This window comes from Caballeronia sp. LZ043 (assembly GCF_031451075.1).
Lineage (GTDB): Bacteria > Pseudomonadota > Gammaproteobacteria > Burkholderiales > Burkholderiaceae > Caballeronia.
In genome coordinates this window covers 296786-320889 of the sequence record NZ_JARUXT010000001.1, presented here as the reverse complement: position 1 = coordinate 320889, position 24104 = coordinate 296786, and the positions used below count along the sequence as shown (strand labels likewise).

Genomic DNA, 24104 nt, shown 5'->3' with positions numbered 1-24104 from the left:
TCAGGCGGTCAGCGTGACGCGCGCAAAGCGGCGCTTGCCCACCTGCACGATGAACTCGCCCGCTTCGATCTTCACGGCCTTGTCGGAGACGGTCGTACCGTCGATCTTCACGCCGCCCTGCTCGATATTGCGCAGGGCTTCGCTGGTCGACGGCACGAGGCCCGCCTGCTTGAGCAGCTGACCAATGGCAAGCGGCGCGCCCGCGAGCGTGATGCTCGGAATGTCGTCCGGCACGCCGCCCTTCGCGCGATGATTGAAGTCGTCGAGCGCACGCTCGGCATCCGCCTGCGAATGAAAGCGCGCGACGATTTCCTGCGCCAGCATCACCTTGAAGTCGCGCGGATTGCGGCCGCCTTCGGCTTCGCGCTTGTAGCCTTCGATCTCGTTCATCGGCCGGAACGACAGCAGCTCGAAGTAACGCCACATCAGCACGTCCGAGATGCTCATCAGCTTGCCGAACATGTCGGTGGGCTTCTCGCTGATGCCGATGTAGTTGTTCTTCGATTTCGACATCTTCTCGACGCCGTCGAGACCTTCGAGCAGCGGCATCGTCAGGATGCACTGCTGTTCCTGGCCATACTGCTTTTGCAGTTCACGGCCGACGAGCAAGTTGAACTTCTGGTCCGTGCCGCCGAGTTCGAGATCCGCGTTCAGCGCGACGGAGTCGTAGCCCTGCATCAGCGGGTAGAGGAATTCGTGGATCGAGATGGGCACGCCGCTCTGGAAACGCCTGGTGAAGTCTTCGCGCTCCAGGATGCGTGCGACCGTGTAGCGCGAGGCCAGCTTGATCATGCCGTCGGCGCCGAGCGGCATCGACCATTCGCTGTTGTAGCGGATCTCGGTCTTGTCGCGGTCCAGGACGAGCGCCGCCTGTTCGAAATAGGTTTTCGCGTTGGTCTCGATCTGTTCGCGCGTGAGCGGCGGACGCGTGGCATTGCGGCCGGACGGATCGCCGATCAGCGAAGTGAAGTCGCCGATCAGGAAGATCACCTGATGGCCGAGATCCTGCAGCTGGCGCATCTTGTTCAGTACGACCGTATGGCCGATGTGGATGTCCGGCGCTGTCGGGTCGAGGCCCAGCTTGATGCGCAGCGGCTTGCCCGTCGCGGCGCTCCTCGCGAGCTTCTGCGCGAATTCGTCTTCGATCAGCAGTTCGTCGCAGCCACGCTTCGCGATGGCGAGCGCGCTCTTCACTTCGTCGGTAATCGGAAAGCGCTGGGCGGCAGGCGCGGAGGAAGCGTTGGAGTCTGTGGTCATGCTTGCGGCTTGTGAAGTCAAAAGGTTCGATGGCTGGCGTCGGCGGCGTCTCGTGCGCGCCTTGGCCGCGGTCCGGGCTGGCCGGATGGGTCGCCGCGTCGGATCGCGGCGCGCGCGGCGAATGACGGAATCGCGCGCATTGAATGCTTCAAGCCGGCAATTTTACGCGATCAGGCGGCTATTCGTGCCGTTTCGGATGGATTTGCACCGTTCAAGGGCGGCCTGCCGCACTTCCAGACGCGGCCCGCATGTGCCGCACGAGACAGATCGTTTCAGACGCATCTTAACGATTCGGTCCTTAACCCGGATAATCGCCGCTGGATCGAGGAATCCGGCGGCATCGCATCGACGAGGAGAACAGCGTGGGAAAGAAAGCCGAAGCAATCGAAACCGGCAAGGCGGATGGCGTGTACTTCGGCTTGATGTCCGGCACCAGCATGGATGGCGTTGACGGCGTGGCCGTGCAGTTCGCCATCGGCAAGCCGCCGGTCGTGCTCGGCGAGGCGCACGTGTCGTTTTCGAAAGGCTTGCGGGACGCACTCTTCGCGTTACAAGCGCCCGGCGAGAACGAGATCGAACGCGAAGCCCTCGCCGCCAACGCGCTCGCGACACGCTATGCCGTGTGCTGCCATGAACTGCAGAGCATGAGCGGGTTCTCGGCCGCGAAGGTGCGCGCCATTGGGGTGCATGGGCAGACGGTGCGGCATCGGCCGGAGAAGGGTTACACGCGGCAGATCAACAACCCGGCGCTGCTGGCGGAGATGACCAGCATCGATGTCGTCGCGGATTTTCGCAGCCGCGATGTCGCCGCCGGCGGTCAGGGCGCGCCGCTCGTGCCGGCCTTTCACGCGACGGTGTTCGGCGCGAGGAACGAGACGCGGGTGGTATGCAACCTGGGCGGCATCAGCAATATCACGATCCTCGCGGCCAGCGGCGAAGTGCGCGGCTTCGACTGCGGGCCGGCGAATGCGCTGATCGACGAATGGACGCTGCGTCACTTGAAAAAGCCCTACGACGAGGGCGGGCAATTCGCGGCACAGGGGCAGGTGAACGCGGCATTGCTGAACGCCTTGCTCGACGAACCGTTCTTCGATCTTCCGCCGCCCAAGAGCACCGGGCGCGATCTGTTCAATCCCGCGTGGATCGACGCGAAGCTCGGCGCGTTCGCGCAACTCGCGCCCGCCGATGTCCAGGCGACCCTCACTGCGCTCACCGCAACGACGGTTGCCCGCGAGATTGCCCGGCATGCATCGGACAGCCGCGCGGTTTATGTCTGCGGCGGCGGCGCGCGCAATCCGGTCTTGCTGAAGATGCTCCAGCAGGCGCTGGAGGACGGTGGCGTGAACGGCGTGCCCGTGATGACGACCGATGCGCTTGGCGTGCCGCCGCAGCAGGTGGAGGCGCTGGCCTTCGCCTGGCTTGCGATGCGCTGCGTCGCGCGTGAGCCGGGCAATCTTCCGGCGGTGACGGGTGCGGCGGGTGAGCGGGTGCTCGGCGCGATCTATCCGCACTGACGGCGGCGCCGAAACAAAAAAACGGAGCCCGCAGGCTCCGTTTTTCATGCAAGTTTCTGTGCGCTCAGACCGAGAACGACGATCCGCAACCGCAGGTGGTCGAGGCGTTCGGGTTCTTGATGACGAACTGCGCGCCGTTGATATCGTCCTTGTAGTCGATCTCCGCGCCGACCAGATACTGATAGCTCATCGAGTCGATCAGCAACTGCACGCCGCCCTTTTCCGTCACGGTGTCGTCTTCGTTCACGGTTTCATCGAACGTGAAACCGTACTGGAAACCGGAGCATCCGCCGCCCTGCACGAACACGCGCAGTTTCAGGTCCGGATTGCCTTCTTCGTCGATCAATTGCCTGACCTTGTCCGCCGCTGCGTCGGTGAAGACGAATGGCAACGGCATTTCGGTCGTGGGGGTGTCGCTGACAGCGCTCATTCGAACTCTCCAATTAAGCTTCTAACCGCTATTGTAGGGCTGATCTCGATATCGTGCCGAAAGCCCATGAAATCAATGGGCTGGTTGAAATTTCGACAGCCTGCCCCGACGTGCGCCGAAAAAAGAAAAAGCCGCCGGCACAGCAGTGCGGGCGGCCTTTGCAGCAGCTTCGCAGCAAGGCCGAAAATCGGCCCCCGATGCGAAACCCCGAGCGCTTAACGCTTCGAGAATTGCTTCCGGCGACGTGCCTTGTGGAAACCGACCTTCTTACGTTCCACTTCACGTGCGTCACGGGTGACGAAGCCAGCGTTCGACAGTTGCGACTTGAGCGTTGCGTCGTAGTCCATCAGCGCGCGGGTGATGCCGTGGCGAACCGCACCGGCTTGACCCGTCTCACCGCCGCCGTTCACGTTGACCTTGATGTCGAACGTGGTGCCGTGGTTCGTGAGTTCGAGCGGCTGACGCACGATCATCAGCGACGTTTCACGCGAGAAGTAGTCGGCGATGGGCTTGCCATTGACGATGATCTCGCCCTTGCCCGACTTGATGAAGACGCGAGCGACGGCGCTCTTGCGGCGGCCCGTACCGTAGTTCCAGTTACCGATCATGTGGGCTCCCCTTAGATCTCGAGCGCTTTAGGCTGTTGAGCCGTATGCGGATGCGTTGCTTCGGCGTAGACCTTCAGCTTCTTGATCATCGCGTAGCCGAGCGGACCCTTCGGAAGCATGCCCTTGACGGCCTTCTCGAGCGCACGGCCCGGGAAGCGCTCTTGCATCTTGCCGAACGTCGTTTCGTAGATGCCGCCCGGGTAGCCCGAGTGACGATAGTACTTCTTGTCCGTGGTCTTGTTGCCGGTGACCTTCAGCTTGCCGGCATTGACGATGATGATGAAATCACCAGTGTCGACGTGCGGGGTGAACTCAGGCTTATGCTTGCCGCGAAGACGGCGTGCCACTTCGCTGGCGACACGGCCGAGAACCTTATCCGTCGCGTCAATCACGTACCATTCGCGCGTCACCTCTTCGGCTTTTGCGGAAAACGTCTTCATGATCGATCCAAAAATTGAATTGCCCTTGAACTTTGCGTTGTTCGGCCCTGCTTATTGGGTGCGTTTGCGGGACGTTGATGCCCTCCCACGACGCGTGCAGGCTCTCACAAGCCTCTCTCCGCGGGCGTGTGGCGAAGAGAACTTTGGATTATATAGGGAAATCAGGCGTCGCGTCAAAGAGGCGGTCTTAACAAGCGCGCGTCGCGCGCAGAAGGCCGAAGAAACGGAGGTGCCGCGAAACCGAGGGACGAAAAAAAGCCCGGGCAACTGAGGCTCGGGCTTAATCCACCAAAGGAGGAGGTGGAGGAGACAGGAACGAGTATAGGCACGGCCATGCTGCAAAGCAAGAAGATTTGCATCATGAGATTTCATTTCATTATTTGAAATGAATAGCAGAATTGCATCAAGTCAGATTTCTCTCTCTACATCAACAACTTGACAGTGTCTCCGGCCCCGAAGAACGTGAAATTTCGCGCCTAGATCTTATCCTCGACTTGTTTTTTGCATCAGCATATCGCGTTCAACAGCGCCCTTTCCCGCCCGTCAACCCGGAAATGTGCGTAAGCCCCCCGCAGGCCGACCGCTGTGACCCGCTACAATGATTCCCTCTGTAACGAAGTGTTGAGCAGTTGGAGCCTGAGCATGGAATGCAAAGTGAGCTGGATGGGACAAGACGGCATGGCCTTCGCCGCCGAAACGGGCAGCGGCCACCTCGTGAACATGGACGGCGCGCCGGAAGGCGGCGGCCGCAATCTCGCGCCGCGGCCCATGGAAATGGTGCTGCTCGGCACCGGCGGCTGCACCGCCTATGACGTGGTGATGATCCTCAAAAAGAGCCGCCAAGAAATCCAGGACTGCTCGGTCACCCTCAAGGCCGACCGTGCCAGCGAAGATCCGAAGGTCTTCACGAAGATCCACTTCCACTTCACCGTGACCGGCAAGAACCTGAACCCGGCGACGGTCGAGCGTGCCATCAACCTGTCGCACGACAAGTACTGCTCGGCGTCGATCATGCTGGCGAAGAGCGGCACGGAACTGACGCATTCGTTCGACATCGTCGAAGCGTAGACTTAGCCGGATCTGCAAGCGCAAACAAAAAGAGCCGACGTCGCGAGACGCCGGCTCTTTCCTTTTGAATGACGACAAAGCGGGCCGATAAGCCGGATTCTGTGCATGCACCGGCCGAAACCGGCGCACGTGGCAATCATTCCTCTAGACGCGCCATTGCTGACGCGCTCAAGCTTCCTACCCGCAGACGAACGGGGGCCCCGTCCTGCATCGCGAAGATGCCTGCCTGCCTATTTGGAATTGCTCCGGGTGGAGGTTACCGTGCCGGAACGCCTCGCGACGTCCGCGGTGCGCTCTTACCGCACCGTTTCACCCTTACCTGATCTCCGGACTCGCGTCCGAAGCCATCGGCGGTTTGCTTTCTGTTGCCCTGTTCCGCGTGTTGCCACGGATGGCCGTTAGCCATCACCCTGCCCTGTGGAGTCCGGACTTTCCTCGCCCTCTTCGACCGAAACCGTCGAGGCCGCGATTGCCTGGCCCGCTTTGCGGCACCGATTCTAACATCCGGCTAGCGCCGGATCGTCCGGCGTCCCGGCCGGAACACCGTGGAATCGTCGTAGAACGCGGCGTCCGCATTCGCCTCGCACCAACCCGGCACACCCAGCACCGGCAGCGGCGCAAAGGCGCGGCTATCGAACGGCCCGGCGGCGATGCGCGCCGCAACGCTTTCGTCGATGAACGCGCGGCGGCCGTCATCGTCGAGGGAGAAATAGCGCGCCGGCACCTCGACGATCCACGCATGCCCCGTACACGCCTTGTACGGCGCGACGAGCTTCTCCAGCAACGCATGGCCGAAAATGCGCGCCTCGCAACGCGTGCCCCACGCCGCGCGCCCGGCGACGAACAGCGCGCGCCAGTCGAAGCCGCGCAGGGCATCGGTGAGCGCGGCATCGGCGGAGATGAAGAACACAGCGTTTTCGTCGAAGAGCGTCAGCGCATCCCGCACGGCGCCGCGCGTGGGCCCGATGCCGAGCGCCGCGATCTGCTCTGCCTGGCGCGCGTTGAGCGCCGCCTTGATGCGCGGATACGCGAACCACATCGACGCGTTGAAGAAATCGTGGAGGTTGTGGCGCGTGGGCACACAGCCGGTCTCGGCAATGTGACCTTCGTAGGACGCACCGGCCGGCAACGCGTCCTGCGCGATAAACGCGAGCCGTGCGCCGCGTCCCGTTACGTGCGTGGCATCGAATGCGTCCGCGTTCAGCACCGCGAGATAGTCGGCATGACCGGCAAGCGCCGCGGCCTGCCAGCGCCTGCCGCGCGCTTCGATGGACGCAAGCCATGGCCGCGTCCAGTCGATGTCAGCGAAACCGGCGCTCACACCCGACGCTTCAGCTTGCGTCCGCGAAGCGCCAGCCGATGGTTTCGCCGCCGCGCAACGGCACGATGGTCGCGTCGCCGGCGGTGAATTCCGCGGGCAGCGTCCACGTGCCGCGTTCCAGCGTCACGGTTTCCTTGCTGCGCGGCAGGCCGTAGAAGTCCGCGCCGTGGAAGCTCGCAAAGCCTTCGAGCTTATCGAGCGCGCCGGCCTTGTCGAAGCTCTCGGCATACAGTTCCAGCGCATGCAGCGCCGTGTAGCAGCCCGCGCAGCCGCAGGCATGCTCCTTCAGTCCCTTCGGATGCGGCGCGCTGTCCGTGCCGAGGAAGAAGCGCGGATTGCCCGACGTCGCCGCCTCGACCAGCGCGACGCGATGCGTCTCGCGCTTGAGCACCGGCAGGCAGAAGTAATGCGGCCGCATCCCGCCGACCAGCATGATATTGCGGTTGTACAGCAGGTGATGCGCAGTAATGGTTGCTCCGATGGGCCCCTCGGCCTCGCGCACATAGTCCGCCGCGTCCTTCGTCGTGATGTGCTCGAACACGACCTTGAGCGCGGGGAAATCGCGGCGCAGCGGCGTCATCACCCGGTCGATGAACACCTTCTCGCGGTCGAACACGTCGATGTCCCCATCGGTGACTTCGCCGTGAATCAGCAGCGGCATGCCGGTTTCCTGCATCGCCTCGATCGTCTTCGCGCACTTCGCGAGACTCGTGACGCCCGCGTCGGAGTTCGTGGTCGCGCCCGCCGGATACAGCTTCACGCCATGCACGAAGCCGCTCGCCTTCGCGCGGCGGATTTCATCGGGCGGTGTGTTGTCGGTGAGATAGAGCGTCATCAGCGGCTCGAAACGCGCACCGGCGCCTTCTTTCGGCAGCGCCGCAAGAATGCGTTCGCGGTACGCGCTCGCCAGTTCGGTCGTGGTGACCGGCGGCTTCAGGTTCGGCATGATGATCGCGCGGCCGAACTGCCTTGCCGTGTGCGGCAGCACGGCTGCGAGGGTGGCGCCGTCGCGCACGTGCAGGTGCCAGTCGTCGGGGCGCGCGAGGGTGAGCGACTGAGGCGAGGAAGAGGTAGCGGACATGGCGAGATGACGGGGAACGTTGGAATGGCGCAAGCCACCCGAGCACAGGAAAAATCCGCCGTGGAAATTGCACAACGCGCGCGGTTATGAGCGGTTGGGCGATTTTTTCGCGCTTGCCTCGGTGATATGCTTGTCGGACGTATTGTAACAACCCGTTCAGGGCGACCGCCCGCCTGCCTCAGCGACATGTGCCAACTTCTCGGAATGAATTGCGCCGAACCCACGGACGTGACGTTCTCGTTCACCGGGTTTGCAGCGCGCGGCGGCGTAACCGATCATCACGCCGACGGCTGGGGCATCGCATTCTTCGAGGACAAGGCCTGCCGGCTGTTCATCGACCATCAGTCATCGGCCAGTTCGCCTCTGGCGGACATGGTCAAGCGCTATCCGATCAAGTCGAAGAACACCATCGCCCACATCCGCAAGGCGACGCAAGGGCACATCCTGCTGGAGAACTGCCATCCGTTCATGCGCGAACTGTGGGGCCGCCACTGGATCTTCGCGCACAACGGCGACCTGAAAGGCCATGCGCCGGAACTGACCGGCGTCTATCAGCCGGTCGGCACCACGGATAGCGAACTCGCTTTCTGCGCGCTGCTGCAGGGCCTGCGCCGCCAATTCCCCTGCTCGCAGCCGCCGCTCGACGAGCTGTTCGACGCCCTCGCCGAACTCACGCGCGACATCACGCAATACGGCGTGTTCAACTTCCTGATGTCGAACGGCCAGGCGCTGTTCTCGCACTGCTCCACCCATTTGTACTATCTGGTGCGCAGCTGGCCGTTCTCGACGGCGCATCTGATCGATGCCGACATGTCCATCGACTTCGCCAAATACACGACGCCGGAAGATCGCGTGGCGGTGATCGCCACCTCGCCGCTCACCGACGACGAAATCTGGACCCGCTTCGCCCCCGGCGATCTCGCGATGTTCCAGTGCGGCGCGCTGGCGCGCACGGTGAACGTGCCGGTGCCGGAGGCGGTCGCGAAGAAGGCCGCCGAGCCGCTTGCGAAAGCCTGCGTCGGCTCGGCGCTGCAGATCGAGGAGATGCGCAGCACGGCCACGGTCGAATCGGAACTCGGGATCGAGTGAGATAAAAAACGGCGCTTCGAGAGCGCCGTTTTCATCATTACGCGGTCAAGCTCAATGCAGGATCTTCGCGAGGAAGTCTTTCGCGCGGTCCGACTTCGGATTCGCGAAGAACGCTTCCTTCTGGTCGTCCTCGACGATCAACCCGCGATCCATGAAGATCACGCGGTTCGCCACCTTCTTCGCAAAGCCCATTTCGTGCGTCACGCACATCATGGTCATGCCTTCCTGCGCGAGTTCGACCATCACGTCCAGCACTTCGTTGATCATCTCCGGATCGAGCGCGGAGGTGGGTTCGTCGAAGAGCATCGCAATCGGGTCCATCGACAGCGCGCGTGCAATCGCCACGCGCTGCTGCTGACCGCCCGACAACTGGCCCGGAAACTTGTCCGCATGCGCCCGCAGACCCACGCGGTCCAGCAGCTTCAGCCCCTTCTGCGTCGCTTCCTCGTTCGAGCGGCCGAGCACCTTGACCTGCGCAAGCGTCAGGTTCTGCGTGATGGTCAGGTGCGGGAACAGCTCGAAATGCTGGAACACCATGCCGACCTTCGAGCGCAGCTTCGACAGATTGGTCTTCTTGTCGGTGAGCGACTGGCCGTTGATCGTGATCTCGCCCTTCTGGAACGGTTCGAGACCGTTGACCGTCTTGATGAGCGTCGACTTGCCCGAGCCCGACGGACCGCACACCACGACCACTTCGCCCTTCTTCACTTCGGTCGTGCAGTCCGTCAGCACCTGAAACTGCCCGTACCACTTGGAAACATTCTTGATAGAGATCATCTTGCGACCTTTTTCTGAAGACTTTTGACGAGGGCCGACGCCACCACGCAAATCACGAAGTAGCAGGCGCCCGCGAACAGGATCATTTCGACGGACGTGCCGTCGCGGTCCCCGATGTTCGTGGCCGTGCGGAAGAAGTCCGCGAGGCTGATGACGTACACGAGCGACGTATCCTGGAACAGGACGATGGCCTGGGTAAGCAGCAGCGGGACCATCGCGCGGAAGGCCTGCGGCAGCACCACCAGCTTCATGGCCTGGCCGTAGGTCATGCCGAGCGCGAACGCGGCGTTCACCTGGCCGCGCGGCACCGCCTGGATGCCGGCGCGAATGATTTCCGAATAGTACGCGGCTTCGAACAGCGAGAACGCGACCATCGCCGAGGCGAGGCGGATGTCGATATCCGCCGACAACCCGAGCACGTTCTGCAGCAACTGCGGCACGATCAGGAAGAACCACAGCAGCACCATCACGAGCGGGATCGAGCGGAACAGCGTGACGTACGCGCTCGCGAACCATTGCAGCGGTTTCACGCCCGAGAGCCGGAACAGCGCGAGCACCGTGCCCCAGATGATCCCGATCACGATCGCCAGCACCGTGATCTGCAGCGTGATCTTCGCGCCGGTCATCAGCGTCGGCCAGGACGCGAGGATGTCACTCCAGTTGTAATGCATTACTTGCCTCCGATGTAGCCGGGCAGGCGCGTTCTGGCTTCGAGCCAGCGCATCAGCTGCATCACGATCAGGTTGATGAGCATGTAGGCGATCGTCACCGCGATGAACGACTCATACGTCTGCGCCGTGTAGTCGACGAGCTGGCGCGCCTGCGCGGAGAGATCGAGCAGACCGATGGTCGAGGCCACCGCCGAGTTCTTGAACACGTTGAGGAACTCCGACGTGAGCGGCGGCACGATGATGCGGTACGCGACCGGCATCAGTACGTAGCGGTAGGTCTGCCATTCGGTGAAGCCCATCGCGAGGCCTGCGTTGCGCTGGCCGCGCGGCAACGCGTTGATGCCCGAGCGCACCTGTTCGCACACGCGCGCGCCGGTGAAGAGCCCGAGACAGATGATCGACGATGAAAAGAACTGCGCCGACGGCGGCAGTTGCTTGAACCAGTTGCCCCAGGACACGGGCAGCAACTCCGGAATCACGAGATACCAGACGAAGAACTGCACGATCAGCGGGATATTGCGGAAGATCGCGACATAAACAGTGCCGATGGCCGCCAGCGTGCGGTTCGGGACCGTGCGCAGAATGCCGAACAGCGAGCCGACCACCAGCGCGATCACCCAGGCGGCGAGCGACACGGTAATCGTCACCCAGAAGCCGGAGATCAGCCAGCCGAGATAGGTCGTGGGCTCGCCGGTCGAAACGGGGCTCAGCAGTACGCCCCAGTTCCAGTGATAAGACATGGACTCACTCCAAAAAGAAACGGAAGAAGCAAGCTCCTTCCGTCTCGTTCGCTCAAAACTCGAACCGTTTAGTCAATTGCCTTGTCATTCGGGCTCTTGTAGAGAGCCTTGATGTCATCACTTTCCGGGAAGTTCAGGTTGAGGCCCTTCGGCGGGATCGGGCTTTCGAACCACTTCTTGTAGATCTTGTCGGCGTCGCCCGAGGTTTCGACCTTGGCGATGGCGTCGTCCACGACCTTCTTGAACTCCGGATCGTTCTTGCGGATCATGCAGCCGTACGCTTCATGCGATTGCGGCGCACCGACGATCACGAAATCGCCCGGGTTGTTCGACTTGGCGCGTTCGCCGGCGAGCAGCGCATCGTCCATCATGAAGGCCACCGCGCGGCCGGTCGACAGCGTCAGGAACGACTCGCCGTGATCCTTCGCGCTGATGATGTTCATGCCCATGTTCTTGTCCTGGTTCATCTTGCGAAGCAGGCGTTCGGACGTGGTGCCGGCGGTCGTCACGACAGTCTTGCCCTTCAGGTCGGCCCAGTCCTTCACGCCCGAATCCTTCTTGGTCATGAGACGCGTGCCGATCACGAAGATCGTGTTCGAGAAGGCCACTTGCTGCTGGCGTTCGGCGTTGTTCGTGGTCGAGCCGCACTCGATGTCCACCGTGCCGTTCTGCACGAGCGGAATGCGGTTCTGCGAGGTGATCGGCGTCAGCTTGACCTTCAGCTCGGACATGCCGAGCTTCGTCTTGACGGCTTCGACCACCTTGAGGGCGAATTCGTGGGAATAGCCGACGACTTGCTGCTTGTCGTCGTAGTACGAGAACGGAATGGACGATTCGCGATGCCCCAACGAGATGACACCCGTGTCCTTGATCTTCTTCAGCGTGCCGGCATCTTGCGCGTAGGCGCCCGTTGCGATGAAACCGAGCGCGGCAACCAGCAGCGCAGCCTTTTTAATCTTCATGTGTTCGATCTCCTGTGGCGAAAAACCGGGCCAAGTTTAGCAGGGTAATTATTCTGAAAGAATGATTGTTAACCCACTCCGTCTTATTTTTAAGACGGATGGCCGCCCGATTGCGACGGCGCATGTTACTGGCGTTTTTTGACTAACGCATGGCGTGTTACATCTGCCGCGCCCGCCTGTAGTTTTCATGCAAATGCGTGCGGCATTCTGTCGAATGCCGCACGCATGAATCAGTGAGCGCAACGCGGGTCCGCCTCCTGCAGACCGCTCACCCGTGGACCGCGTAGCAGATCAGGGATACAGGCCGCGCATCTCGCGCGCCTGGAGGATCCGCGAGCACGCGACGATGAACGCCGCCGTGCGCACCGACACCTGATGCTCGCTCGCCACCTGCCACACGCCGGCGAAGGCTTCGCGCATCACGCGCTCCAGACGCTGGTTGATCTCGTCCTCGGTCCAGAAGAAGCTCGAGAAGTCCTGCACCCACTCGAAGTACGACACAGTCACGCCGCCCGCGTTGGCGATCACGTCGGGGATCACGAGGATGCCCTTGTCGGTCAGGATGTCGTCCGCCGCGGTGGTCGTCGGGCCGTTCGCGCCTTCCACGACGATCTTCGTGCGGATCTTGCCGGCGTTCTTCTCGGTGATCTGGTTCTCGAGCGCCGCCGGGATCAGGATGTCGCTCTCGATCATCCAGAATTCGTCGGCCTGCACCGGGTCCGCGCCTGCGAAGCCGCCTACGCCGCCGTTCTGCGCGACGTGCTCGAGCAGCGCGACGGTATCGATGCCCTTCGAGTTATGCAGCGTGCCGGTGTGATCCTGCACGGCGATCACGCGCGCGCCCGCTTCCTGGAACAGCTTGGCCGCGATGCCGCCGACATTGCCGAAGCCCTGCACCGCGATGCGCGCGCCTTCGATCTCCATGCCGATGCGCCGCGCCGCTTCGCTGCCGACCACGAACACGCCGCGTCCGGTGGCTTCCCGGCGGCCGAGCGAGCCGCCGAGTGAGATCGGCTTGCCGGTGACGACGCCGGTGGCCGTCTGCCCCTGGTTCATGGAGTAGGTGTCCATCATCCACGCCATGATCTGCTCGTTGGTGTTCACGTCGGGCGCGGGGATGTCCGTGTTCGGCCCGATGATGATGCCGATCTCGCTGGTATAGCGGCGCGTCAGCCGTTCGAGTTCGCCGCGCGACAGCGTGCGCGGATCCACGCGGATGCCGCCCTTCGCGCCGCCGTACGGCACGTTCACGGCAGCGTTCTTCACCGACATCCACGCGGACAGCGCCATGACTTCCGAGAGCGTCACGTCCTGGTGGTAACGCACGCCGCCCTTGCCGGGACCGCGCGACGTGTTGTGTTGCACACGATAGCCTTCGAAGTGCGCGACGGTGCCGTTATCGAGTTCGATCGGGCAGTCGACGACGAGGATGCGCTTGGGACGCTTGAGGGTTTCGAGCCAGCGGGAGAGAGAACCGAGATAGGGAGCGACGCGATCAACCTGCTTCAGATAGTTTCCCCAAGGACCGAGATCATCGGCATTGAGGTACGACGGGATGGCATGTTTGGCGTCCGGCGTTTGCGCGTTCGACGAAGACATTGATGCTCCAGCGGTGAAGGAATGCAGCCATTGTCGAAAAACGGCCTCTGCAAATCCAATGCCGGATTTTTATCCCGTCATGCGTTTTGTGCATAACGTTCGAAAGCCTTACGTGGCGGCGGTTTCAGCCGCCTTGAGCAGCTCCTCGTTGACCGCGTCCCATAGCGCACGCATCAATGCCTGGCGCGGTTCCTCGCCCATCGATGCCAGCTTGTCGCGATACAGCCGGATGTCCATGGTCAGCGTGAACTGGCCGGCCGGCATGCCGCGCGTGCCCCGGTCGAGACGGATGAGGCGGCCCTCCTCCACCGCATCCTCCACGGCGCTGTGTGGCAGGAAGGCAATGCCGTGGCCCGCGATCGCCATCGCCTTCAGTCCTTCGGCCATGTCGGTTTCATAGACCTTGTCGAGATAGAGGCGTACCGGCGAGGTCGCGATGATCGTCTCGGTCATGCGGCCGAGGTACGCGTTCGGCGTGTACGACAGATACGGCACCGGCGATTCGGCGGACGCCGGCAGCGTGAAGCGCGCGCGGCCACCTTTCGTCACCGCGGAGAACGGGCTGATCGGTTCGGTGCCGAGCGTGAGCATGTCGTAACGCGCGGGATCGAGCGCGACCGGATGGCTGGGATGGTGATAGCCCATCACCAGATCGCAGCCGCCTTCCACCAGGGACAGCACCGCGTCGTGCACGTTGAGCGCGCGCAGGCGGGTGCGGATCCGCCCGAGACGCGCTTCGATATGCTCCAGCCAGCGCGGAAAGTAGGTCAGCGACAAGGTATGCGGCACGGCGAACTCGATGGTCGCCGCCGGCACGCCGCCCTGCCCGCGCAACAGCGTGCGCGCCTCGTGGAACTGCGAGAGCATCGCGAGCGCCTGCTCGTAGAAGACCTGGCCGGCCTGCGTGAGGCGCGTCGGATAGACGGACCGATCGATCAGTTCGGTGCCGAGCCACGCTTCGAGCGCCTGGATGCGGCGTGAGAAGGCGGGTTGCGTGATATGCCGTAATTCAGCGGAGCGGCTGAAGCTGCGCGTCTCCGCGAGCGAAACGAAGTCTTCGAGCCATTTGAGTTCCATGCTTCGTCGTGCGCGCAATGCGCCTGTGGCGGCAAAACACGCATTTTATCGACACACGGGCGACGCAGGCCCGCTGCTCAGCGCGATCTTCAAACCCTCGCCGCATCGCGCTGATCCGCCGCCGCTTCTCCGGTCTTCTGCTGCTGCAACGCCCACATCTGCGCGAACAGACCACCCGCATCGAGCAACTCGGCGAACGTGCCGCGTTCCACGATGCGCCCATGATCCATCACGATGATCTGCTGAGCATGCACCACCGTCGACAGCCGATGCGCAATGATCAGCGTGGTCCGCTCCCGCGCAATCGAATCCAGTTCGCGCTGGATGGCGCGCTCGGACTTCGAATCGAGCGCCGACGTGGCTTCATCGAAAATCAGGATCGGCGGGTTCTTGAGCAGCGTGCGCGCAATGGCGACACGCTGCTTCTCGCCGCCCGAGAGCTTCAGCCCGCGTTCGCCGACCGGCGTGTCATAACCCGCCGGCAAGGCCTCGATGAAATCGTGGATATGCGCCGCGCGCGCCGCCGCGATCACTTCGTCGCGGCTCGCGGAAGGACGGCCGTACGCGATGTTGTAATAGATCGAATCGTTGAACAGCACCGTGTCCTGCGGCACGATGCCGATCGCCGCGCGCAGCGAGTCCTGTGTGACGTCGCGAATGTCCTGTCCGTCGATGCGGATGGCGCCGCCCTGCTCGCGCTCGAGATCGTAAAAGCGGAACAGCAGGCGTCCGAGCGTCGACTTCCCCGAGCCGCTGTGCCCGACCACCGCGGTCGTGGTGCCGGCGGCAATCGTGAAATCGACGTCATGCAGGATGGTCCGCGCGCGTTCATAGGCGAAGCTCACGTGCTCGAAGCGCACTTCGCCGCCGCGCACCGCGAGCGCTTGCGCATCCGGCGCGTCGGGCACTTCCCGGCCCGCGCCGAGCAGCGTGAACATGCGGTCCATGTCGGTCAGCGCCTGCTTGAGCTCGCGATACACGACACCCAGGAAATTGAGCGGTATATACAGCTGCAACATGAAGGTGTTGATCAGCACGAGATCGCCGAGCGTCAGGCGGCCGGCCATTACGCCCTGCGTCGCGCGCCACAGGATGAACACGAGCCCGACGCCGATGATCGTCTGCTGGCCGAAGTTGAGCATCGACAGCGAGCGCTGCGACTTGATCGCAGCCGCGCGATAGCGCTGCAGATTCTCGTCGTAGCGGCGCGTTTCCCATTCTTCGTTGCCGAAGTACTTGACGGTCTCGTAGTTGAGCAGCGAATCGATCGCGCGCGAATTCGCCTTCGAATCGAGATCGTTCATCGTGCGGCGGTAATGCGTGCGCCACTCCGTCACCTTCACGGTGAAGACGATGTACGTCACCAGCGCGATCCCCGTGACGATCGCGTAATACGCTTCGTACTTGGTCACGAAGAACGCCAGCACGAGGCCGACTTCGACGAGCGTCGGCAGGATGCTGTACAGCGAATAGGAAACGAGTTGCTGGATGCCGCGCGTGCCGCGCTCGATGTCGCGCGACATGCCGCCCGTCTGCCGCTCCAGGTGAAAGCGCAGCGACAGCGAATGCAGATGCCGGAACACGCGCAGCGCGAGTTGCCGCACGGCGCTTTCGGTGACCTTGGCGAACAGCAGTTCGCGCAGTTCGGTGAACAGCGAGGTGGAGAGCCGCGCGGCCGCATAGGCGACCACCAGCAGCCCGATGCCGCCGATCAGCACGATCCCCGGCGCATCCGTCGCGCGGCCGAGCGCGGTCAGATGCTGCACGGAAGACAGGCCATCGACGATCTTCTTCATCACGATCGGCACGCCCAGGTTCGCGACCTTCGCGCCGATCAGGCAGGTCAGCGCGAACGCGACGCGCCATTTGTACGTGGTGAGATAAGGCAGCAGCGAACGGATCGTCTGCCAGTCGTTGCGCGGGCCCTGGGGCACGGGCCCGGGCTCTCGGTTGGACGTGCGGCGCATGAGTATCGTGGGGCAAGCGCGCCGCTTCCAGCCGGAATGCGGCGCCGGGTAACGCATCGGTCGGCGGGGCGGGAGCCGGTCTCGCGCAGGCTTTCCCGTACAATTTATGGCAAGCGCCCGGCGCCGCTGCAAGTTGCCGCGCGGCCGGAAGCGCATCCGTCTAACGGCATTGTCGCAGAAGGCCCAAGGGGCCGCTTGCGCCGGCCGCCCGCTCCTCCCTCGCCAACCGGAAACCTGCCATGACCGAGCAATCCAATCTTCCCCAGAAGCAGGTCGCGCTGCGCGTCGTGCCGCAACCCGCCGACGCCAACGTCCACGGCGACGTCTTCGGCGGCTGGATCATGGCGCAGGTGGACATCGCCGGCTCCATTCCCGCGAGCCGCCGCGCCAACGGACGCGTCGCGACCGTGGCGGTGAATTCGTTCCTCTTCAAGCATCCGGTATTCGTCGGCGACCTGCTTAGCTTCTATGCCGACATCGTGAAGACCGGCAACACGTCGGTCACCGTATCGGTCGAGGTCTATGCGCAGCGCATGAGCCTCGCCGAAGAGGTCGTCAAGGTAACGGAGGCGACGCTCACCTACGTCGCAACCGACCGCGACCGCCGTCCGCGCGTCCTGCCGCCGCTCGACTGACGCGCCTCAGTTCGGCAGCACGCCCTGTTGCAAGAGGCCCGGAATCGCTTCGTGCGGCATCGGGCGCGAGAAGAAGAAGCCCTGCATTTCGTCGCAGTCGCGGGCGCGCAGGAACTCGTGTTGCGCGGAGGTTTCGACGCCTTCCGCGATCACCTGCAACTCCAGCGAATGCGCGAGCGCGATGATCGCCGAGGTGATGGTTTCGTCGTCGCTCGACGCGCCGATGTCCGCGACGAACGAGCGGTCGATCTTCAGCCGGTGCACCGGGAAGCGCTTCAGATAGGACAGGCTCGAATAGCCGGTGCCGAAGTCGTCGATGGCAATGCCGATCCCGAGCGCGGATAGCTCGGACAGCATCGTGATCGCTTCCTCGGCGTTGCGCATGATCGCGCTTTCGGTGAGTTCGAGTTCGAGATAGCGCGGTTCCAGTCCGGTTTCATCCAGCACGGACGTGACCAGCCGCGCGATGTCGCGTTGCTGGAAATGGCGCGCCGACAGATTCACCGACACGCGCGCGGCCGGCAGGCCGGCGTCCTGCCAGGCCTTGTTCTGGCGGCACGCCTCGCGCAGCACCCACTCCGACAGCGGCCCGATCAAGCCGCTCTCTTCCGCGACCGGAATGAACGACGCCGGCGACACGAGCCCCTGTTCCGGGTCGTGCCAGCGCACGAGCGCCTCGATGCCGACAATCTGGCGCGTCGTCATGTCCACCTGCGGCTGATAGTGCAGCAGGAACTCGCCGTCGCGCAGCGCACGCCGCAGACGGCGTTCGAGATTCATGCGCGCGCCGACGCTCGCGTTCATCTCCGGCTGATAGAACTGATAGGTGTTGCGGCCCATGTCCTTCGCGCGGTACATCGCGAGGTCGGCCTTCTTCATCACGGTCTCGGCGTCGTCGCCGTCCTGCGGATAGAGACTCGCACCCATGCTGCAACCCACGTACAGCTCGGTGTCGTCGATCCACACCGGCTCCGAGATGGCCGCGCGCGTACGCTCCATCCACGCAATCAGGCCGGCTTCGTCGGTCAGGTCGGGCAGCACGATCACGAACTCGTCGCCGCCATGGCGCGCCACCGTGTCGCTGGTGCGCGCCGTGCGGGCGAGCCGTTCCGCGATCACCGCGAGCAGGCGGTCGCCGACGCTGTGGCCCAGGCTGTCGTTGACGTTCTTGAAGCCGTCGAGGTCCATGAACACGACTGCGATCTTGGTCTCGCGCCGCCGCGCCGCTTCGATCGCGTGCTGCAGGCGGTCCTTCAGCAAATTGCGGTTCGGCAGGCGCGTGAGCGTGTCGTAGTTCGCCTGGTATTCGAGCTCTTCCTGATAGCGCATCAGGTCGGTCACGTCGTTGATGATGCCGATGTGATGCGTCGTCAGTCCCTGCGCATTCGGCACGGGCGCGACGAACAGCTGGTTCCAGAACAGCGCGCCGTCCTTGCGATAGTTGCGCACCACGACGCTCGCTTCGAGGTTGACATCGAGCGCGCGGCGGATCGCGGTGAGGCCGTCCTGCTCGCCGTCCGGTCCATGCAGGAAACGGCAGTCCTGGCCGATGACCTCGCTCGGGTCATAGCCGGTGATGCGCTTGAACGCCGGATTCGCGTACTCGATGACGTTCGCGCCGTCCACCACGCCCGTGATCAGGATGGCGTTGACGCTGGCGTCGAGCGCGCGGCTTTGCAGGCGCAGCGCCAGTTCGGCGCGCTTGTGGTCGGTGACGTCGTGATACGAGCCGAGCACGCCGATGGTCTGCCCTTCGCCGTCGAGCAGCGGCAGCTTGCTGGTGACGAGCGTGCGCAGTTGCTCGCCGATCACGATGTCGCGCTCGAAGTGCATCTTGGGCACGGTCGTGACGATGACTTCTTCATCGTCGGCGCGCACGACATCCGCAAGCGCGCCCCACGGCAATTCGTAATCCGTCTTGCCGATGACCTGCTCGTTGTACGCCAGGCCCGCGTCGCGCGCGAAGGCGTTGTTGCAGCCGAGATAGCGCAGGTCGCGATCCTTCCAGAACACGCGCTGCGGAATGTTGTCGATGACGGCTTCGAGCATCTCGTTCGAACGGCGCGCCTCGGCTTCCGCGTTGATGCGGTCGGTCACGTCGTTGGCCAGCATGAAGATGCCGGGCCGGTTCGAATATACGAGCGAGTGATGCGAGACATCGGCGGCGACGATCGAACCGTCCTTGCGCCGATAGCGCCATACGCCCGCCGAGGCCTGTCCCGCATTCGCCCGCTCGCCGGTCTCGCCCGCACTGCGCGCGAGCCGGGCGGCGAAGCTGTCGAAGTCGTCGGCGTGATGCAGGTCGCGCAGCGTCATGCCGAGAAACGCGGGTTCATCGAAGCCGAAGTGGGCGAGCGCCGCCGGATTGACCGCGATGAAACGCATGGTCTCGCGATCGACGATCCACATCGGCACCGGATGCGCCTCGAACAGGCTGCGGAAGCGCTCGTTGCTGCGCTGCCGCGCCCGCTCGATGCCGAGCTTCTCGCTCGACTGGCGCTCGTTGCTGGCGAACAGATAGATGAGCACCGCGCTGCCGGCGAGCATCGTGAAGATCAGCAGCAGCATCGCGCCGCTGGAGGCCTGCGCGGATTCGTCGAGCGCCGCAATGGTCGCGTTGTCGATTCTCGTGCGCACCGCCGACAGTTCTTCATCCACCGCCTGCTGGTCTTCGCCGAGCGTCACGAAGGCGGCGTCGGCCCAGGCGCGGGAAGCGTCGGGCGGTGCATGACGGGCGTGTTCGAACGCCTGATTGGCGTCGCGCCGCAACATGGAGGCGCGCGTGGCGAGCGCCTCGAATGCGCCGCTCATGCCGGGCTCGATCGAGAGCTGCGCGCGCAGGCCGCTTTCGAGCGCATCGAGGTGAGCTTCGCGCTCCAGGTGCCGCGCTTCGGTCTCGGCCACGCCGGTGGCCTCGAAGCGGCTGAGCTCGGGCAGCGCCTCGCCTAGCGTGCTGCGGTAGGCGCCCAGATCGCGCATGAGGCTCATCGAGCGCAGGGTGCGCGCATCGCTTTCGCGCAGTCCGCCAATGCGCTCGCAGGCGACGAAAGCGTTTGCGCCGAGCGCGGCCAGCACCACGGCGATGTTGACGAGCAAACCCCTGGAGAGGAAACGAGTCATGCGGCGGGCGTATCCCTTTGGTGCGCGTCGGACGCGGCTCGAAGAGACGCGCCCACGCGGTTGCGCGTTGTGAGAAACGCTCACATCGCGACTATTGGATAACGCCCAATATCGGCAGCAACAGCGCCGTATTTAGGGCTTGTTGCCGAATAATATGATCAATGCGTCAGCAAAACGTTTGCGAGCACTGCTCGTCATTCCAGGAGGCCGAACTCGCGCATGGCCGGCAGGAAGTCGTGATTGACCTTGTCCGTGTTGCGCGAGAGTTTCGCGAGCGCGTAGCGCTGGAAACGGTCGAGTTTGCCCCAGTGGGAAAGACTCGGCGCGCTCACGCCGCACAGGCTGCTTTGACGGATGACGGTCTCGGGCACGGCATCGGCGTGAGCCCAGACCGGATCCGGATCGCGCTCGATCTTCTCGGGTGCGGTGTTCGCATGCGTCTTCATCATCTCTTCGAGCGCGAGGTCGAAGTGCTTCTCGACTTCGGCTTCGTCTTCGATGGGAAAGCGCGCAAGCAATACGCGATCGTCATACGGAAGCTGCTGCCACTCGTCGAGCGTGATGCGCATGCCGAAGCGATCGAGATTGAAGCGCACGGCAAGCGGAATGAAGCGCAGATTCTCTGAAGATTCGACTTCGAATCCAAAGAGTCGCGCGGCGTCATAAAGTCCCATAACAAGCCTCGTTGGATTGAGGGCGTGCGCGACGCGCAGTGCCGCCTTAAGTTATTGTAGGGCCTTGGATCTGGCTGGAACCGTTGCAAACGAGCCGCTGGGCACATGTTTAAAACGCGCGCACAGCACAATGAAGCAGCAAGTCGCATACCCGACTTTACTCGAAGAAGTGGTCAGGAGCAGTAAAAGTGAGTCAACTCGAAACCGACGATCAACCTGGCTTCGTCAAGCGTCCGGTGCGCAGGCATCGCGCGGGCGCAAGCTCGGTGGCGGCCGATCAGGTCGGCCAGGAATGGCCGGTCGCGCTGGTGTACAACGGCATCTCGCACGCGGTCATGATGTGTACCCCGCGCGATCTCGAAGCGTTCGCCGTGGGATTCTCGCTGACCGAGGGCATCATCGAACGCGGCAGCGACATCCACGACATCGAAGTCACGTTTCACGATCACGGCGACGTGCTGCCGCATGCCGAAGTGCAGCTGCAAGTAGTGCAGCAGTCGTTCATGGCGCTGAAGGACAAGCGCCGCGCCATGGCCGGCCGGACCGGCTGCGGCGTGTGCGGGATCGAAAGCATCGAGTTGCTGGATCTGCAGCCCGAACGCGTGCCGGACACTGGTTTTCTCGCGCGTCTCGCGCCGGATGCCATCGAACGCGCGGCGCGCGACCTGTCCGCGCATCAGGTGCTGTCGAAGCTGACGGGCGGCCTGCACGCCGCCGCGTGGTGCGATGAAACGGGCGCGATCCGCTGCGCGTTCGAGGACGTCGGCCGTCACAACGCGCTCGACAAGCTCATCGGCCATCTGGTCCTGCAACGGCAGGACACGACGCAAGGCTTCGTGTTCCTGTCGAGCCGCGCGAGCTACGAGCTCGTGCGCAAGTCGGCGCGCGTCGGCGTGCCGATGATCGCGACCATCTCCGCGCCAACGTCACTGGCCATCGCCATCGCGAAACAGGCGGGCTTGCGGCTCGTCAGCTTCGCGCGCGAGAACAGCTTCGTCGAATACGACGTCGAGTGAAACGGCTCACTCGAACTTGCTGAAGTCCGGCTTGCGCTTCTCGAAGAACGCCTGGAAGGCCTCGCGTGCCTCGGGCGCAGCCAGCATGCGGGCGAAGTGCGCGGCCTCGTCCGCCATGCGCGCGGTCACTTCGCCGGACTGCGCACCCTTCATCAGCGACTTGGTCACACGCAGCGACGACGCCGGCAGCAACGCGAGCCGCCGAGCCTTTTCGAAGGCGTAGGAATCGAGTTGAGCGGCATCGAGCGCGCCGTTCACGAAGCCCATGGCGATCGCCTCGTTCACGTCGAACGCCTCGCCCAGCAGCAGCTTTTCCGCCGCGCGCTGATAACCCGCCACACGTGGCAACAGCAGGCTCGACGCCGCTTCCGGACACAAGCCGAGCTGCGCGAACGGCAGCGAGAACTTCGCGTCCGGACTGGCGTAGACGAGATCGCAATGCAGCAGCATCGTCGTGCCGATGCCCACCGCCGTGCCGCCCACCGCCGCAACCAGCGGCTTGGGAAAGCCGCTCAGACGCCGCAGGAACTGGAACACGGGCGCGTCGAGGCCCTTGGGCGGATCGTTCAGGAAGTCGTCGAGATCGTTGCCCGCGCTGAAGACGCCGCCGTTCGCGCGAATCAGCGCCGCGCGCACGGTCGGGTCCATCTCGGCTTCGTACAGGCCGTCGGCCATTTCCTGATACATCGGCGCGGTGATCGCGTTCTTCTTGTCCGGACGATTGAGCACGATGCTCAGCACGCCGTCCGCGCGTTCGATCTGAATCTCCATGCGCTGCCTCCTTGTACCGGCGCGCGAGCCGTTGCAGAACGCCGGCTCGCGCACCGTTCGCGTCAAAGCCGTTCGATGATCCCCGCCGCGCCCATGCCGGTGCCGACGCACATCGTCACCATGCCGTACTTCAGGTTGCGCCGGCGCAGGCCGTGCACGACGGTCGCCGCGCGAATTGCGCCGGTCGCGCCGAGCGGATGGCCCAGCGCGATCGCGCCGCCGAGCGGATTGACTTTCGCGGTATCGAGACCGAGATCGCCGATCACCGCGAGCGCCTGCGCCGCGAAGGCCTCGTTCAGTTCGATCCAGTCGAGATCGTCCTGCTTCAGGCCCGCGGCCTTCAGCGCGGCCGGAATCGCTTCCTTCGGCCCGATGCCCATGATCTCCGGCGGCACGCCGCGCACGGCGAAGCTGACGAAGCGCGCCAGCGGCGTCAGGTTGAACTGCTTCAGGATCTTCTCCGACACGACGATCAACGCGCCCGCGCCGTCCGACGTCTGCGAACTGTTGCCGGCCGTGACCGAGCCTTTATTGGCGAACACGGGACGCAGCTTGCCGAGTCCTTCCACCGAGGTCTCGGCACGCGGACCTTCGTCGAGGGCGATCTCGCGCGTGTTGGTGCGCACCTGACCCGAGGCGAGATCCGGAAAGCGCTCGTTGAGCGTATAGGCGGCGATCTCGTCGGCGAATTCGCCTGCCTGCTGCGCGGCCAGCGCGCGCCGATGCGACTCCGCCGCGAACGCGTCCTGCGCCTCGCGGCTCACCTTCCAGCGCTCCGCGACCTTCTCCGCCGTCAGGCCCATGCCGTACGCGATGCCGACGTCCTCATTGCGCTCGAAGATATGCGGCGACAGCGAAGGCTTGTTGCCCATCATCGGCACCATGCTCATCGATTCGCAACCGCCCGCGATCATCGCATCGGCCTCGCCGACACGAATGCGGTCGGCTGCCATCGCGAGCGCCGTCAGGCCCGACGCGCAGAAGCGGTTCACCGTGACGCCGCCGACCGTATTCGGCAGGCCCGCCAGCAACGCGCCCATGCGCGCCACGTTGAGGCCCTGCTCGGCCTCGGGAATCGCGCAACCGATGATGGCGTCCTCGATCACGCTGGTGTCGAGTCCGGGCGCTTGCGCGACGGCGTTCCTGATCGCGTGGACCAGCAACTCGTCCGGGCGCGTGTTCCTGAACACGCCGCGCGGCGCCTTGCCGATCGGCGTGCGGCTCGCGGCGACGATGTATGCGTCTTGCAGTTGTTTGCTCATTGTGTGCAGCTCCTGTATGTCGCTA

At 63.8% G+C, this 24104-nt stretch carries 22 protein-coding genes and 1 other RNA gene; 5 read left to right on the top strand and 18 right to left on the bottom strand.

Annotation, left to right across the window (positions count from 1 at the left end; all coding sequences use genetic code 11):
* On the bottom strand, positions 1–1257 hold the full coding sequence (tyrS, locus tag QCE64_RS01545; protein WP_310002486.1) for a tyrosine--tRNA ligase: 1257 nt from the start codon (positions 1255–1257) through the stop codon (positions 1–3).
* 383 nt (positions 1258–1640) lie between these two features.
* Between tyrS and QCE64_RS01540 the strand changes: the two genes are divergently transcribed.
* Positions 1641–2771 carry an anhydro-N-acetylmuramic acid kinase gene (locus QCE64_RS01540; RefSeq protein ID WP_309931519.1) on the top strand — a complete coding sequence of 377 codons (1131 nt, stop codon included), beginning with the start codon at positions 1641–1643 and terminating at the stop codon, positions 2769–2771.
* 64 nt (positions 2772–2835) lie between these two features.
* On the opposite strand, the gene erpA is transcribed toward QCE64_RS01540, so the two are convergent.
* From erpA to rplM, 3 genes are all read right to left on the bottom strand, one after another.
* A complete protein-coding gene (erpA, locus tag QCE64_RS01535) occupies positions 2836–3201 on the bottom strand; it encodes an iron-sulfur cluster insertion protein ErpA (protein WP_310002485.1) in 366 nt (121 codons plus the stop codon).
* A 215-nt stretch (positions 3202–3416) separates the two neighbouring features.
* A complete protein-coding gene (gene rpsI / locus QCE64_RS01530) occupies positions 3417–3809 on the bottom strand; it encodes a 30S ribosomal protein S9 (RefSeq protein ID WP_035497678.1) in 393 nt (130 codons plus the stop codon).
* Positions 3810–3820: 11 nt separating this feature from the next.
* Positions 3821–4249: a 50S ribosomal protein L13 gene (gene rplM, locus QCE64_RS01525; protein ID WP_016344249.1), complete on the bottom strand. Its 429-nt coding sequence runs from the start codon at positions 4247–4249 to the stop codon at positions 3821–3823.
* A gap of 642 nt (positions 4250–4891) precedes the next feature.
* On the opposite strand from rplM, the gene QCE64_RS01520 reads away from it, so the two are divergent.
* Entirely contained in the window at positions 4892–5317 is a 426-nt protein-coding gene (locus QCE64_RS01520; RefSeq protein ID WP_309807202.1) for an OsmC family protein, read from the top strand.
* A 72-nt stretch (positions 5318–5389) separates the two neighbouring features.
* Here the strand turns inward: QCE64_RS01520 and rnpB are convergent.
* From rnpB to pyrC, 3 genes are all read right to left on the bottom strand, one after another.
* An RNA gene (gene rnpB, locus QCE64_RS01515) (RNase P RNA component class A) lies at positions 5390–5802 on the bottom strand.
* A 23-nt stretch (positions 5803–5825) separates the two neighbouring features.
* Positions 5826–6638 carry a DUF3025 domain-containing protein gene (locus QCE64_RS01510; protein ID WP_310002484.1) on the bottom strand — a complete coding sequence of 271 codons (813 nt, stop codon included), beginning with the start codon at positions 6636–6638 and terminating at the stop codon, positions 5826–5828.
* A gap of 10 nt (positions 6639–6648) precedes the next feature.
* Positions 6649–7719: a dihydroorotase gene (pyrC, locus tag QCE64_RS01505; RefSeq protein WP_309913701.1), complete on the bottom strand. Its 1071-nt coding sequence runs from the start codon at positions 7717–7719 to the stop codon at positions 6649–6651.
* Positions 7720–7905: 186 nt separating this feature from the next.
* Here pyrC and QCE64_RS01500 point away from each other — a divergent pair, with 186 nt between their 5' ends.
* The gene (locus tag QCE64_RS01500) at positions 7906–8808 is read left to right on the top strand and encodes a class II glutamine amidotransferase (RefSeq protein ID WP_309913697.1); all 903 of its coding nucleotides are present in this window, start codon (positions 7906–7908) and stop codon (positions 8806–8808) included.
* Positions 8809–8859: 51 nt separating this feature from the next.
* Here QCE64_RS01500 and QCE64_RS01495 read toward each other — a convergent pair whose 3' ends face one another.
* The 7 genes from QCE64_RS01495 to QCE64_RS01465 all read right to left on the bottom strand — a co-directional run bounded on the left by QCE64_RS01495 (position 8860) and on the right by QCE64_RS01465 (position 16601).
* Positions 8860–9585, bottom strand: a complete 726-nt coding sequence (locus QCE64_RS01495; RefSeq protein WP_309807198.1) for an amino acid ABC transporter ATP-binding protein — start codon at positions 9583–9585, stop codon at positions 8860–8862.
* A complete protein-coding gene (gene gltK, locus QCE64_RS01490) occupies positions 9582–10256 on the bottom strand; it encodes a glutamate/aspartate ABC transporter permease GltK (protein ID WP_309807197.1) in 675 nt (224 codons plus the stop codon). Before gltK ends, QCE64_RS01495 begins: the two co-directional genes overlap by 4 nt.
* The gene (locus QCE64_RS01485) at positions 10256–10996 is read right to left on the bottom strand and encodes an amino acid ABC transporter permease (protein WP_309807196.1); all 741 of its coding nucleotides are present in this window, start codon (positions 10994–10996) and stop codon (positions 10256–10258) included. Before QCE64_RS01485 ends, gltK begins: the two co-directional genes overlap by 1 nt.
* A 68-nt stretch (positions 10997–11064) precedes the next feature.
* Positions 11065–11958, bottom strand: coding sequence for a glutamate/aspartate ABC transporter substrate-binding protein (locus QCE64_RS01480; RefSeq protein WP_309913693.1), 894 nt, complete (start codon positions 11956–11958; stop codon positions 11065–11067).
* Positions 11959–12249: 291 nt separating this feature from the next.
* Positions 12250–13557 (bottom strand): Glu/Leu/Phe/Val dehydrogenase, encoded by a 1308-nt coding sequence (locus QCE64_RS01475; protein ID WP_309913690.1) that lies wholly within the window; start codon positions 13555–13557, stop codon positions 12250–12252.
* A 108-nt stretch (positions 13558–13665) separates the two neighbouring features.
* The gene (locus QCE64_RS01470; RefSeq protein ID WP_309913685.1) at positions 13666–14634 is read right to left on the bottom strand and encodes a LysR family transcriptional regulator; all 969 of its coding nucleotides are present in this window, start codon (positions 14632–14634) and stop codon (positions 13666–13668) included.
* Between the two features lie 89 nt (positions 14635–14723).
* Positions 14724–16601: an ABC transporter ATP-binding protein/permease gene (locus QCE64_RS01465; protein WP_309929087.1), complete on the bottom strand. Its 1878-nt coding sequence runs from the start codon at positions 16599–16601 to the stop codon at positions 14724–14726.
* A gap of 239 nt (positions 16602–16840) precedes the next feature.
* On the opposite strand from QCE64_RS01465, the gene QCE64_RS01460 reads away from it, so the two are divergent.
* Positions 16841–17236, top strand: a complete 396-nt coding sequence (locus tag QCE64_RS01460; RefSeq protein WP_309929085.1) for an acyl-CoA thioesterase — start codon at positions 16841–16843, stop codon at positions 17234–17236.
* Positions 17237–17242: 6 nt separating this feature from the next.
* Here QCE64_RS01460 and QCE64_RS01455 read toward each other — a convergent pair whose 3' ends face one another.
* Together QCE64_RS01455 and QCE64_RS01450 are read right to left on the bottom strand one after the other, a co-directional pair.
* Positions 17243–20356, bottom strand: a complete 3114-nt coding sequence (locus QCE64_RS01455; protein ID WP_310002483.1) for an EAL domain-containing protein — start codon at positions 20354–20356, stop codon at positions 17243–17245.
* A gap of 194 nt (positions 20357–20550) precedes the next feature.
* Complete coding sequence (locus QCE64_RS01450; RefSeq protein ID WP_310002482.1) at positions 20551–21030, bottom strand: nitrate reductase associated protein; 480 nt, start codon at positions 21028–21030, stop codon at positions 20551–20553.
* Between the two features lie 188 nt (positions 21031–21218).
* On the opposite strand from QCE64_RS01450, the gene fdhD reads away from it, so the two are divergent.
* Positions 21219–22046, top strand: a complete 828-nt coding sequence (gene fdhD / locus QCE64_RS01445) for a formate dehydrogenase accessory sulfurtransferase FdhD (RefSeq protein WP_309913671.1) — start codon at positions 21219–21221, stop codon at positions 22044–22046.
* A gap of 6 nt (positions 22047–22052) precedes the next feature.
* Here fdhD and QCE64_RS01440 read toward each other — a convergent pair whose 3' ends face one another.
* Positions 22053–22817 (bottom strand): enoyl-CoA hydratase, encoded by a 765-nt coding sequence (locus QCE64_RS01440; protein ID WP_309913668.1) that lies wholly within the window; start codon positions 22815–22817, stop codon positions 22053–22055.
* A 62-nt stretch (positions 22818–22879) separates the two neighbouring features.
* Positions 22880–24079, bottom strand: coding sequence for an acetyl-CoA C-acyltransferase (locus tag QCE64_RS01435; protein WP_309913665.1), 1200 nt, complete (start codon positions 24077–24079; stop codon positions 22880–22882).
* Positions 24080–24104: the final 25 nt, after the last annotated feature.